Origin of the sequence: Aquabacterium humicola, from assembly GCF_030167915.1 — a bacterium.
GTDB classification, from domain to species: Bacteria; Pseudomonadota; Gammaproteobacteria; order Burkholderiales; family Burkholderiaceae_C; genus Pseudaquabacterium; species Pseudaquabacterium humicola.
Genome location: NZ_JARGNB010000010.1, coordinates 61,568 through 73,079, shown reverse-complemented (window position 1 = coordinate 73,079; position 11,512 = coordinate 61,568). Strand labels below are relative to the sequence as shown.

General features: G+C 69.4%; 13 protein-coding genes. 8 read left to right on the top strand and 5 right to left on the bottom strand.

Annotated features, from left to right (window positions below):
* Positions 1–119: 119 nt before the first annotated feature.
* The 4 genes from P1K89_RS29730 (at position 120) to P1K89_RS29715 (ending at position 5,306) form a co-directional block, all read left to right on the top strand.
* Positions 120–959 carry a hypothetical protein gene (locus tag P1K89_RS29730; RefSeq protein ID WP_284620171.1) on the top strand — a complete coding sequence of 280 codons (840 nt, stop codon included), beginning with the start codon at positions 120–122 and terminating at the stop codon, positions 957–959.
* Positions 960–1,289: 330 nt separating this feature from the next.
* Positions 1,290–3,089 (top strand): S8 family serine peptidase, encoded by a 1,800-nt coding sequence (locus P1K89_RS29725; protein ID WP_284620170.1) that lies wholly within the window; start codon positions 1,290–1,292, stop codon positions 3,087–3,089.
* Positions 3,090–3,338: 249 nt separating this feature from the next.
* Positions 3,339–4,091 carry a PEP-CTERM sorting domain-containing protein gene (locus P1K89_RS29720; RefSeq protein WP_284620169.1) on the top strand — a complete coding sequence of 251 codons (753 nt, stop codon included), beginning with the start codon at positions 3,339–3,341 and terminating at the stop codon, positions 4,089–4,091.
* 198 nt (positions 4,092–4,289) lie between these two features.
* A complete protein-coding gene (locus P1K89_RS29715) occupies positions 4,290–5,306 on the top strand; it encodes a methyltransferase family protein (RefSeq protein WP_284620168.1) in 1,017 nt (338 codons plus the stop codon).
* 39 nt (positions 5,307–5,345) lie between these two features.
* Here P1K89_RS29715 and P1K89_RS29710 read toward each other — a convergent pair whose 3' ends face one another.
* The 3 genes from P1K89_RS29710 to P1K89_RS29700 all read right to left on the bottom strand — a co-directional run bounded on the left by P1K89_RS29710 (position 5,346) and on the right by P1K89_RS29700 (position 7,791).
* On the bottom strand, positions 5,346–6,476 hold the full coding sequence (locus tag P1K89_RS29710; RefSeq protein WP_284620167.1) for a transglutaminase-like domain-containing protein: 1,131 nt from the start codon (positions 6,474–6,476) through the stop codon (positions 5,346–5,348).
* A gap of 31 nt (positions 6,477–6,507) precedes the next feature.
* Positions 6,508–7,032 carry a TlpA family protein disulfide reductase gene (locus P1K89_RS29705; RefSeq protein WP_284620166.1) on the bottom strand — a complete coding sequence of 175 codons (525 nt, stop codon included), beginning with the start codon at positions 7,030–7,032 and terminating at the stop codon, positions 6,508–6,510.
* Between the two features lie 120 nt (positions 7,033–7,152).
* Positions 7,153–7,791 carry a DsbA family oxidoreductase gene (locus tag P1K89_RS29700; protein ID WP_284620165.1) on the bottom strand — a complete coding sequence of 213 codons (639 nt, stop codon included), beginning with the start codon at positions 7,789–7,791 and terminating at the stop codon, positions 7,153–7,155.
* 134 nt (positions 7,792–7,925) lie between these two features.
* Here P1K89_RS29700 and P1K89_RS29695 point away from each other — a divergent pair, with 134 nt between their 5' ends.
* The gene (locus P1K89_RS29695) at positions 7,926–8,534 is read left to right on the top strand and encodes an energy transducer TonB (protein ID WP_284620164.1); all 609 of its coding nucleotides are present in this window, start codon (positions 7,926–7,928) and stop codon (positions 8,532–8,534) included.
* Between the two features lie 21 nt (positions 8,535–8,555).
* On the opposite strand, the gene P1K89_RS29690 is transcribed toward P1K89_RS29695, so the two are convergent.
* Positions 8,556–8,933, bottom strand: coding sequence for a VOC family protein (locus P1K89_RS29690; protein ID WP_284620163.1), 378 nt, complete (start codon positions 8,931–8,933; stop codon positions 8,556–8,558).
* Positions 8,934–8,964: 31 nt separating this feature from the next.
* Complete coding sequence (locus P1K89_RS29685) at positions 8,965–9,960, bottom strand: threonine ammonia-lyase (RefSeq protein ID WP_284620162.1); 996 nt, start codon at positions 9,958–9,960, stop codon at positions 8,965–8,967.
* 118 nt (positions 9,961–10,078) lie between these two features.
* Here P1K89_RS29685 and P1K89_RS29680 point away from each other — a divergent pair, with 118 nt between their 5' ends.
* The 3 genes from P1K89_RS29680 to P1K89_RS33405 are packed head-to-tail and all read left to right on the top strand — an operon-like array spanning position 10,079 to position 11,284.
* A complete protein-coding gene (locus P1K89_RS29680) occupies positions 10,079–10,546 on the top strand; it encodes an Lrp/AsnC family transcriptional regulator (RefSeq protein WP_284620161.1) in 468 nt (155 codons plus the stop codon).
* A gap of 56 nt (positions 10,547–10,602) precedes the next feature.
* Entirely contained in the window at positions 10,603–11,097 is a 495-nt protein-coding gene (locus P1K89_RS29675) for a hypothetical protein (protein WP_284620160.1), read from the top strand.
* A 34-nt stretch (positions 11,098–11,131) separates the two neighbouring features.
* A complete protein-coding gene (locus P1K89_RS33405; RefSeq protein WP_439898055.1) occupies positions 11,132–11,284 on the top strand; it encodes a GFA family protein in 153 nt (50 codons plus the stop codon).
* Positions 11,285–11,512 lie beyond the last annotated feature (228 nt).

The window sequence follows — 11,512 nt, the reverse complement described above, 5'->3', positions numbered from 1 at the left end:
AGCCGCATGCGGACGGCTTGGGGCTTCGGCCCCTTGCCGGCCCGCGACCCCGAACAGCGCCCCAACCCGGGCGCTGTTCGCGCTTTCGGATCCGGCGGGCGCGGCGAGACTGCCGTTCCATGGAAACGGCCGTCCACCTGTACCAGATCGCCTACTCGCAGGCGACGCTCGAGCAGCTCGAACCGGGTTATGCGCTGCTCGACAACCTGGCGAATGAACGCCCCGACTGGTACGAGTACTGGCCGATCCGCCGCTTCCTGCGCGAGGCCACGCTCGACGACGACGCCTTCTACGGCTTCTTCTCGCCGAAATTCGGCTTCAAGACCAGCCTGACGCACGAGCAGGTGCAGGCCTTCGTGCGCGAGGCCGCGCCGACCGCGGACGTCGTGCTGTTCTCGCCGCAGCCCGACATGGGCGCGTTCTTCCTCAACGTCTTCGAACAGGGCGAGACCTTCGATGCCGGCCTCATCGCGGCCTACGAAGCCTTCCTCTCGCACATCGGCCGCCCGGTGCCGTTGCGCAACCTGGTGATGGATTCGCGGCAGACGGTGTTCTCGAACTACTTCGTCGCGCGGCCGGCGTTCTGGCGCGCCTGGCTGGCGCTGAACGAGGCGATGTTCGCGATCTGCGAAGGGGCCGATGGCGAGCTGAAGGCCGCCTTGACCGCCGCCACCAGCTATCCGAGCTCGGGCGTGCTGGGCGCTCAACGCAAGGTTTTCCTGATGGAACGGGCCGCGTCGCTGCTGCTGGCGACCCAGCCCTGGCGCAGCGTCGCGCACAACCCGTTCGGCATGGGCTGGTCGGTATCGCGCTTCCGCGACCACCCGACCGAGGCCTACATCAGCGACGCCCTGAAGATCGCCTGGCGCGACCAGCGCTACCCGCAGTACCTGCAGGCCTTCGCGACGATTCGCGACCGCTTCCGCAGCGCCGTCGCCGGCATGCAGCCCGCCGCTTGAAAGCGGCCCGGCGCTGCCGCCGCAATGTGGCAATCATGTCTCAGTTGCTTACAAGATGGACGCGCCGTGGCGGGTCAACCAGCAATGTTTGTCATCCGACACCTTGCAAAATCGTCCCCCATCGTCTCGTTTGCCGCATCGCGGATTCCATGCCGGCTTTTTGCCGTGCTGAGTTTCACGAATCGCCGGCTCGCAAGACGATGTTGTTTCCGACCGTAAGACCGCGCCTGCACTGGCCTGCTTTCTGCACGAACCAGCTCGAAGGCAGCGGCCTTTGAAATTCCCCGGTGCGGCGGCCCTCCCGGCCACCGCACCTCCTGAAGCCCATGAGTGTCTGGGCGCCCGCCCCGGCAAGGAAGTAACTCTGTGCGCACGTTTCGCCGTCTCTCGCAAACCGCCCTCGTCCTCGCCACCCTGGCGGCGCTGTCGCACACAGGAATCGCCGCCGCGCAGGAATCCGGTGAATGGGCCAAGGGCCGCCTGCTGGTGATGACACGCGCCGGCCTCAGTGCCGCCGACCTCGACAAGGCGCTGAAGCCGCATGGCGGCAAGGCGCGCCGCATCGGCCAGAGCGACCTGCACGTCGTCGAGCTGTCGGGCAACGCGTCGGAAACCGCCGTGCTGGCGCAGCTGAAGCACAACCCGCACCTGAAGTTCGCCGAGCTCGACCGGCGCGTCGCGCCGGCCGCGGCTTCCAACGACCCTTATTTCGGCAGCGCCTGGCACCTCGGCAAGATCGGCGCGGCGACGGCCTGGGACACGAGCCAGGGCTCCAGCATCACCATCGCCGTGCTCGACACCGGGGTCAACGGCGCGCACCCGGACCTGGCTGCCAAGATGGTGCCGGGCTGGAACACGTTCAACAACAACGCCGACACGTCCGACTTCCAGGGCCACGGCACGCCGGTGGCCGGCGCGGCCGCCGCGATCACCAACAACGGCGTCGGCGTCGCCGGCGTCGCGGGCCAGGCGAAGATCATGCCGCTGGTCATCACCGACAGCACCGGCGCCTCGTTCTACAGCGTGATCTCCCAGGCGATCATCTGGGCCGCCGATCGGGGCGCGCGTGTCGCCAGCATCAGCTTCTCCGGCCTGCCCTTCAGCTCGGCCGTGCAGAACGCGGCCCAGTACATGAAGAACAAGGGCGGCCTGGTGGTTGTCGCCGCCGGCAACACCGGGGCCGTCGACAACGTCGCGCCCACGACGACGATGATCCCTGTCGGGTCCACCGAGTCGAACGACACGCGCACGTCCACCAGCACTTATGGCGCCTTCGTCGCCATGTCGGCCCCCGGGACGAACATCTATTCCACTGCGCGCAGCGGCGGGTACGGCATCTACAACGGCACCTCGCTCGCGACGCCGATCGTCTCGGGCACGATCGCGCTGATGATGGCGGCGAACCCCGCGCTGCCGGCCGCCGACATCGAGAAGCTGTTGTACCAGACCGCCGTCGACCTGGGCACGGCTGGCCGCGACCCCTACTACGGCTATGGCCGCGTGGACGCTGCGGCCGCCGTGAGAGCCGCCGCCACGGCCACGCCGACAACCACGGTCGACGCCACGCCCCCGCAGGTGGCCATCTCGGCCCCGCTGGGCAGCAGCACGGTGTCGGGGTTGGTGCCTGTCAATGTGACGGCGACGGACAACGTCGGCGTCGCGAAGGTCGAGCTGCGCGTGAACGGCACGCTGGTCGCCACCGACACCGCGAGCCCCTTCGCCTTCAGCTGGGATTCGACGAAGGTCAGCAACGGCATGGCCAACCTGGTGGCCACGGCCTACGACGCCGCCGGCAACGTCGCCTCGTCCACGACCGTGGCGGTGAACGTCGCCAATACGGTCGTCGCCGCCGACACCACGCCGCCGGTCGTGACGATCCTGAGCCCGACCCTGAGCTCGCTGACCGTCGCCAGCCTGACCGTCAGCGCCAGTGCCACCGACAACATGGGCAGCGCCGGCATCACGCAGTCGCTCTACATCAACGGCTCGCTGACGACCACCGCCACCGGCGGTTCGCTGTCGTACAAGTGGAACACCAAGAACCTGAGGGCCGGCACATACACGCTGAAGGTCGTAGCGCGAGACGCCGCCGGCAACAGCTCGAGCGCAACGAAGCAAGTCATCAAGTAAGCACGGCCCCTCCGCGAGCGGCCGTCCGGTGCCACGGTGCACCGGACGGCCGCTTGCATTGGTGCGGGCAGTCCGGCGGGTCCGCGAACCAACCTGTCGACAACCGCGTCCCGTCGGACTTCTTTACAGAGGTTCGCGGCTGAACGCTCGGTCAGAAACGTCATCTGCGTGAAATCAATCACTTGGGAGGAATGGCCTAGGACTTGCTAGTCCGTTCGTGACTGGTCGTAACATCCTAGGAGGACCGTCATGAAGCTCAAGCCAATCCTCGCGGCGACGGCCCTGGCTGCCGCTGCGGTCCTCGCACCGCTCTCGCAGGCAGCGGTCATGTTCAGCTCGACCTTCCAGGGCGCCACCTTCATCATCACGACGGTCGACAGCGACACCTTCACCTTCGAGATCCAGGGAGCTGACGCGCTGACGGGCGATTGGGCCGGCGCCAACTTCCTGGCGGCGTTCGATTTCAAGAACCTCGGCGTCGATTTCTCGCAGCTCGGCGTGTCGGCGACGGCCATCTACGACCCGACCTTGCCGGGCCAGAGCACACCCGGCGTACAGGCCCAACTGAACGGCAACCTGTGCAACACCAACGTCGGCGAAACCGGTTCGGTCTGCTTCGACACCGATCCGAACATCGGCGTCGCGGCGGTCATGATGTTCCAGATCGACATCACCGGCGCATCGCTCGGCGCCGGGTTCCTGGACGGTTCGGTCCTGCCCCACCTGCAGATCATGTGGAGCGAAGATGGCACGAAGACCGACTGCAAGAAGGACCCGAAGAACAAGGACGGTCCGGATATCTGCAACGACAAGAAGCTCGGTTCGTTGTACTCGCAGGACATCGGCCTGAGCAGCACGTCGTCGACGTCCTCGACCAGCACCTCGGGCCAGTCTTCGACGTCCGGCGAGATCCCGGAGCCCAGTTCGAGCGGCCTGGCCCTGTTCGGCCTGGGCCTCGTCGGCGCCGGCTTCGCGTTCCGCCGCAAGTCGCGTCAGGTCTGAAACGCCGAGGCGCTTTCCGCCCTGACCGAACAAACCCCGCCCAGCGGGGTTTTTTCATGGGCGCATCGCTGGCGACCCGGGATCAACGCCGGATACTCGTATTCAGACCGCTGACCCAAGTCGATGAGCGACCAACTTGTCCTGACTCGCGGATCGAGCCTCTCGCTGCGCTGGTTCAACATCGCAGCGGCGGCAGCGGTGGTCGTGCTGGCCTGCGCGGCCTACGCGCTGGCGCCGCACAACCGCAAGTTGATGCTGGCGACGCTGCGATTCGGTGGAGACCTGGTCCTGAAGGGCTGGGAGTTCCTGGCCTGGGCCGCAGCCGCCTATGCGCTGGGGCTGGTGGCCTACTACCTGATCGAAGAACGACCCAAACGGTCGAAGTCGCTGCGCTTCTTTGCGGTGATCCTGGTATTCCTGAGGTCACCCGCCGCCGCTTTCAAGAATCGGCTGAGCCGCGAAGATCGTGTCGCCGTGCTCACCACCTTGCTGAAGGCCTTCTTCGGGCCCTTCATGGTGATGGCGCTGGTTCAGCACGTGCTGGGCGCCATCGACAACGGCCTGGCCATCGTCGCCAGCGTCGAGCAACAGCCCGGTTGGCTCGAGCTGTTCAACCGGCACGGCTACTGGTTCGCGATGAAGGTCATCCTGTTCGCGGACGTGCTGGTCTTCACGGTCGGCTACCTGGTCGAATCGCCGCGCCTGAACAACGAGATCCGCTCGGTCGACCCGACCCTGCTCGGATGGACGGCGGCGCTCCTGTGCTATCCGCCTTTCAACCAGCTCACCGGCGCGATCCTCGGCTCCAGCGTCACCGACTTTCCCAAGTTCGAGGACCCGATGACGCACGTGGCGCTGAACGTGCTGCTGCTGGCGCTGATGGCGTTCTATGCCAGCGCCTCGGTGGCCTTGGGGCTCAAGGCCAGCAACCTGACACACCGCGGCATCATCAGCCGCGGCCCCTACGCATGGATTCGCCATCCGGCCTACACCGCCAAGAACATGGCCTGGTGGATCGGCTCCATCCCCTTCGTCGAGGTGGCGTTCAAGCAGTCCTTGGCAGCCGGGGTCACCGCCATGGCCACCGTCGCGGGGTGGACCCTGCTTTACGTGCTGCGCGCCATCACCGAGGAGGATCACCTGCGCGGTGTCGATGACGAGTACGCCAACTATGCGGCGCGCGTCCGGTACCGGTTCATCCCCGGCGTCGTCTGATTCGACGCAGAGACGAAGCTCTCCGCTGGCCAGCGCGCGTCACGCCTTCAGCTCCTGCGCGCTGATCGTGTACCTGAAGCTGTCCGGCGCCAGCTCGTCGAAGCGCCCCTGCGCGTTCTCGCCCTGCGGGTACATCAGGAAGGGCAGCGTGCCCTTGGCGCCCGGCAGGCGCACGTCGTGCGCGTCGTTGTAGCCGAGCCAGTTACCTTCCCAGCTGCCGAAAAGGCCCTTGGCCACCGGCGCGACCAGCGGATGCGCCGTGTCCTTGATCCACTCGGGCGTTTCCTGGCGCATCACCTTCAGCACGTCGGCCGGGTCCATCGCCACCCAGCCGTGGGCCTTCAGGAAGACCTCGGCGCGGCAGTGCTGGGCGCCCTTCAGGTTCGCCGGGTTGCCGGACAGCTCGCGGTAGCCGAAGGCCGAGGGCACCAGCCGCAGGCCGTAGACATCGCGCGCCGGCACGCCGACCGAGCGGCACAGGCCGACGAAGATCGCGTTCAGGTCGGCGCACTTGCCGCCCAGGTTGCCGGTTTCCAGCATCGTCTTGATGTCGCCGGTGCCGCAGCCGCGCACCTTGGGCTCGCGGTGCGCGTTGCTCACCACCCAGCGGTACAGCGCGCGCACCTTGTCGATGTCGGTGGATGCGCCGCGCGTGGCGTCGAGCGCGGTCTGGCGCACGATGCCGTCCAGCGGCATCAGCTCGGCCGGCTGCAGCGCCGCACGCAGCTCGGCCGGATCGGCCGCCACCTTCTGCGCGCGCGACCAGTCGACCGCACGGTTGCGCGTCTGCACCCGGTTGACCATCGTCAGCGTCGGCTGCTTCACGCTGGCCGGGAACTCCGCCACCAGCATGCGCACGCCGTGTGCCGCGTCGGACTCGAGCCGCGCGTTCGCGGCATTGCCGCTCCAGGCGTTGTCGATCGAGCGCTGCCAGTCGTTGTCGAGCGACGGCACCGGCAACCACAGGCGCGTCGTGCCCTGGGCCTCGGGCACGCTGACGGTGGTCGTGACCTCGAAGGTGCGCCAGCCGTCGACCTGCGGTTCGAAGCGGCGTGGCGCCGCGGCTGCGGCGGCGGCCTGTGCGACGGCGCGGCTGGCGGCCAGCGGCAGCAGCGTCGCGGTGGCGCCCTGCAGCAGCAGTGCTCGGCGGGTGGTGGAACGCAGGGTCATGAGGGTCCTCCGGGGTTCATGGAATTTGTAGCTACAGCCAGGTCGCGATCCAGCGCCGGGCCTGAGGCCCGGTCCAGTCGACCTCGCCGGTGACGGTGAAGACGGCTCGGCCGTCGCGGCCGATCAGCACCGTCGACGGGAAGATGCGCACGCCGAACGCGCGCGCGGCGGCCCCGTCGACATCGCGCACGATCGGCAACGTCAGCGCCGTCTGCTGCACGAAGCGGCGGATCGCCGCCTCGTTCTCGCGGAAGTTGATCGCGACCACCGCGAGCTTCTGCGCCAGGTGCCGCTCGGCCAGCAGTTCCAGCGACGGCATCTCGCTGCGGCAGGGCTCGCACCAGCTGGCCCAGAAGTTCAGCACCAGCAGCTGGCCGCGCGCGGACGCCAGGTCCCAGGGCGGGCCGTCGAGCGCCGGCAGCGCAAGCGGCGGCGTCGGGCGGTTCTTCGGCCAGGGCACCGGCTGCGGATCGGCCGCCTGCACCGGCCAGGGGGCCAGCCCGGCGGCCAGCGCGGCGGCGGCGGTGGCGAAGGTCTGGCGGCGTTCGGGGTTCATGCGGGACAAAGCGGCAGATCGCGCCGCGGCCTGTTCAGGGCGGCGGCGGGCCGCGCAATGTAGCAGCCGGCGCGCCGGCGGCAGTGGCCCGCTGCGAACTTTGTCGAGCGGCCGGCCCGCTCAGGCTGCCTGTGCCGCCAGCCGCCGCAGCGCGTCCTCGAACACCTCGGGCGGCTGGCCGCCCTGGATCAGATGGCGGTCGTTGATGATCACCGACGGCACCGCGCTGATGCCCAGCTGCTGCCAGTGGCGCTCGGCCGCGCGCACCTCGTCGGCATAGGCGCCGGAGGTGATCACCTCGCGCGCCTGCGCCGCATCGAGGCCGGCCTCGACGGCCGCCGCTTCCAGCACGTCCGGCGCGCCGGGATTGCGCGCGTCGCCGTGGTAGGCCTTCAGCAGCGCATGTTTCACCGCGCGCTGCGCGGCCGGGCTCTGCAGCCCGGCCCAGTGCAGCAGGCGATGGGCGTCGAAGGTGTTCCACACGCGCGGCCGCTCGCCGAACGCGAAGCCCACCGACGCGCCGCGCTGCCGCAGGCCCTCGCGGTTCTTCGCCAGCTGGTCCGGCGTCAACCCGTACTTGCGCGACAGGTGTTCGACCGTGTCCTCCCCCTCGGGCGGCATCTGCGGGTTCAGCTCGAAGGGCTGGAAGTGCAGCTCGACGGGGACATCGGGGCCGAGGCGTTCGAGCGCCCGCTCGAGCGCGTTGAGGCCGACGGCGCACCAAGGGCAGGCGACGTCGGAGACGAAATCGATCTTCATGCGGAGGCCGGGCGAAAGAGAGGGGGCGATGCTAGCCCGGCGAGAATCGCCCCGCCGGTCGCGGCCGTAGAAGGCTTGCGGGCGGACGGGGCGAATGCCGCTCCGCGTGCGCTGTCGCCATGTCTACCCATGCCATGCTCAAACCACTCTCAGGCGCCCTGTGCGCTCTGCTCGCCGCCACCGCCAATGCGCAGGACGACAAGGCGGCAGCCGTTCAGCGGTGCGCACTGATCCTCAACGGGGGCGAAACGCGGGAGCAGATTCCATCGCTGTCCTTGAAAGCGGTGCGTGAGCGGGCGTGCGCGTGCCTGGTAGCCGACCCCGGCGCGGTGGCGGGTGAAACCGCCGATCGATGCATCCAGGCTGCCGTGCTGGCCGAACCGATCCCGCCGCTGACGCCGCGCACGGTGAGCGCGCTGGCCAATGCGGCGGCGCCCGACGGCAAGCGATCCACGCGCACCGGGCCGATGGTCCGGATCAACGGCTGCAAACGCCCCGAATACCCGGCCGCTGCCGTGCGCGCCGAGGCGACCGGCACCACGCGCCTCGTCTTCCGGGTCGCCCCGGATGGCAAGGTCGCCGACGCGGAAATCACCAAGTCATCTGGGACGACCGTCGGCCACAAGCTGCTCGATGCATCCGCGCTCGTCGCCTTGATGCAGTGCCCGTTCACGCCGGGCACGGACGATGGCAAGCCCGTGGAGGGGACGACGATCGTCGAGTACGTCTGGAAGCTTGAATAGGTCCGAAAGACTCCCAGCCTCTCAGCCCGCGTTCGTCGTCACCTCGATCCGGTGCCCGTCCGGGTCGCTGAACATCGCGCCGAAGTAGGTCTCGCTGATGTCCGGCCGCTGCCGCGGCGTGAAGATGTCGAGGCCCGACTGCTGCAGCGCCGCCGCATGCGTGGCCTGCACCGCCGCGCGCGACGGTGCGGCGAACGCGACGTGGGTGCCGCGGCCGGCGACGACCGCCTCGTCCGCCGGCACCGGGTAGAGGAAGAAGCACCAGCGCTCCGGCGTGCCGAAAGCGGCCTCCTGGCCGGTGTCGCGCAGCAGCTGCAGGCCCAGCGGCGCGAGCACGCGCTGGTAGAAGGCGACGGACTCGACGTAGCGGCGCGTGCCGAGGGACAGGTGATCGATCATCGTTGTTCTCCGGGTGAGTCTGGAATCAGGGTCAAAGCGTGAGCCAGCGCGCCATCTGCGCTTCGGTGAGGTTGCTGCCGCACAGCACCGTGGCCAGGCGCCGGCCGCGCAGCGGCGCATGCTCGATCGCCGCGGCGATGCCGGCGACACCCGCCGGCTCCACCACCAGACCCGCCGTGGCGAAGACGAGCTTCATCGCCCGCTCGATCGACGCCTCGTTCACCAGCAGCACGTCGTCGACCGTGCCGGCCATGTCGGCGACCGCCTCGGGCACCGGGCGGCGCACGGCGATGCCGTCGGCGATCGTGCGGGCGCTGTCGCGGTCGATCACGCGGCCTTCGCGCCACGACACCGCCATCGCATCGGCCGCGGCGGCCGCGACGCCGATCACCTGCACGCCGGGCGCGTGGGCCTTGACCCAGCGGCCGACGCCGGTCAGCAGCGCGCCGTTGCCCAGCGGCACGAGCAGCACGTCGAAGGCCGGCGGGCCGCCGCCGGCGAGCAGCTCGACACCGATCGTGCCGGCGCCTTCGGCGATCGCGGCATCGCGGCCGTCCTCGACGAAGACGGCGCCCGACTCGTCGCAGAAGCGCCGCGCCGCGTCCTTCGAGGCATCGAAGTCGTCGCCGACCAGCCGCACCTCGGCGCCCATCGCGCGCATGCGCTCGAGCTTCAACGGGTTGGCGGTGGTCGCGCTGTAGACCACCAGCGGCCAGCCGCGGGCGCGGCACACCCACGCCATCGCCTGGCCCCAGTTGCCGGCGGTGGCGCAGACCAGCGTGCGGCCGGCGAGCGACGCGGCATTGCGGTGCATGAAGAAGTCGGCGCCGCGGCCCTTGAACGAGCGCAGCGGGTTCGCCGTCTCCAGCTTCAGCAGCAGCGATGCGGCGCCAACGGCGTGCGCGAGCGGCTCGCACTCGAACTGCGGGCTGTTGCGGAACAGCGGATGGATCAGCGTCGCCGCGGCGTCGATGGCCTCGAGCGACAGGCGATGGGGACGGGGTGGAGGGGTCTCGATAATCGGCATGCGCCGCAGTGTCGGCGGGCAGGTGCGGCGTCCGGCCGCGATCGCGCCCCCGCCGCTGCGGCCAAGCCGCGTTCGGCCCCCTGCCGATGCGGCGCAACCGCCGCCCTCGCCCACGCCCATGACCCTCGACGCGCTCGACCGCCGCATCCTCGACCTGTACCAGCGCGACACCCGCCTGCCCGCCGAGCAGATCGGCGCGACGGTCGGTCTGTCCGCCGCGGCGGTGCAACGCCGGCTCAAGCGCCTGCGCGAGACCCGCGTCATCACCGCCGAAACCGCGCAGCTCGATTGCGCGGCGCTCGGCCTCGGGCTGACCGCGATCGTGCATGTCGATCTGATCGACGAATCGGCCCGCGCGTCGCACGCCTTCCGCGACCGCCTGGTCGCGCGGCCCGAGGTGCAGCAGTGTTACGGCGTGGCCGGCAACGTGGACTACGTGCTGATCGTGGTGCTGGCCGACCTCGCCGCCTACGAAACCTTCTGCGCGCAGTGCCTGCTGCACGATGCCAATGTGCGCAGCTTCACGACGCAGGTTGTGCTCGAGGCCGCGAAGCGCGGCGGCGCGGTCGCGATTCCCGCGTCCTGAGGATGAGCGTGCCGCGGGCGCGATGAGAAGATCGCCAGCTCGCAAGGAGGAATGCCATGAGTTCCAGCGGCTCGACGAGCCCGGACGCCCTGGCGGTCGGCGTGCCGGTGCAACGTGCCGGCTACTTCACCAAGCGCCATTGCCTCGGCGACCTGGCCAATGCGGCGGAGCTCGAGCGCCGCATCGGCTTCGCGCCCGGACGGTTGACCGCGGGCTGGTACGTGCTGTTCATGGTCGACCGGCCGCCCACCGCCCGCGAATTCGAGCTCGGCGGCTACACCCACTTCTCGGGCAGCCGCCAGCGCGGTCACACCGCCAGCCCCGGCGAAAGCGCCGAAGAGTGGCTGCATGCCCACGCGATCGACATCCTGCGGCAGCGGGAAAAGGTGGCCGCGAATTTCACCGTCACGGGGCCGGAACGACTGACCAAGATCGTGCCGGTCACCCGGACGGGCGTCTACTGGCACCCGCAGCCCAACCCGATCCCGCAGTGGCGCCTGTTCGACGAATCACCGATGCGCTTCGTCGTGCACGCGTTTCACAAACCCTGAACGGCCCCGCGAACGGCGCATCCGAAAGACACCCATGCTGCGAGGATCCTGTCACTGCGGCGCCGTGCAATGGCGTTTCGATGGCGAGCCGGAATCGGCCACCGCCTGCAACTGCACCGTGTGCAGGCGCTGCGGCACGCTGCGGGCCCGGCTTCGACGACCTGCCGCAGACCGCCGCTGGTTCTAGCGCGAAACTGGAGCGGCCACCGCGCGGACCGCGCGGTGGACCCGGCCGATCAACGCTTCGCCGGGCGCTTGCGCGTGCCGGGGATCGATGCCTCGGTGGGCCAGCCGACGGAAGCGACCAGGACGGTCCTGAAGACGGGGATCGCCGGGCCGACCGGCTTCGACGCCGCGGCGGATGCTCGCTGGCGCTTCGGTGCGCCCTCTGCTTGGCCGAAGCGTGCCTTCGGCG

What these genes read in the sequence shown, in the direction of transcription:
- P1K89_RS29720 (WP_284620169.1), top strand. Translation starts at nt 3,339, where the DNA reads ATGAAGCTCAAGCCAATCCTCGCGGCGACGGCCCTGGCTGCCGCTGCG.
- P1K89_RS33405 (WP_439898055.1), top strand. Translation starts at nt 11,132, where the DNA reads ATGCTGCGAGGATCCTGTCACTGCGGCGCCGTGCAATGGCGTTTCGAT.
- P1K89_RS29675 (WP_284620160.1), top strand. Translation starts at nt 10,603, where the DNA reads ATGAGTTCCAGCGGCTCGACGAGCCCGGACGCCCTGGCGGTCGGCGTG.
- P1K89_RS29685 (WP_284620162.1), bottom strand. Translation starts at nt 9,960, where the DNA reads ATGCCGATTATCGAGACCCCTCCACCCCGTCCCCATCGCCTGTCGCTC.
- P1K89_RS29695 (WP_284620164.1), top strand. Translation starts at nt 7,926, where the DNA reads ATGCTCAAACCACTCTCAGGCGCCCTGTGCGCTCTGCTCGCCGCCACC.
- P1K89_RS29680 (WP_284620161.1), top strand. Translation starts at nt 10,079, where the DNA reads ATGACCCTCGACGCGCTCGACCGCCGCATCCTCGACCTGTACCAGCGC.
- P1K89_RS29700 (WP_284620165.1), bottom strand. Translation starts at nt 7,791, where the DNA reads ATGAAGATCGATTTCGTCTCCGACGTCGCCTGCCCTTGGTGCGCCGTC.
- P1K89_RS29710 (WP_284620167.1), bottom strand. Translation starts at nt 6,476, where the DNA reads ATGACCCTGCGTTCCACCACCCGCCGAGCACTGCTGCTGCAGGGCGCC.
- P1K89_RS29730 (WP_284620171.1), top strand. Translation starts at nt 120, where the DNA reads ATGGAAACGGCCGTCCACCTGTACCAGATCGCCTACTCGCAGGCGACG.
- P1K89_RS29690 (WP_284620163.1), bottom strand. Translation starts at nt 8,933, where the DNA reads ATGATCGATCACCTGTCCCTCGGCACGCGCCGCTACGTCGAGTCCGTC.
- P1K89_RS29705 (WP_284620166.1), bottom strand. Translation starts at nt 7,032, where the DNA reads ATGAACCCCGAACGCCGCCAGACCTTCGCCACCGCCGCCGCCGCGCTG.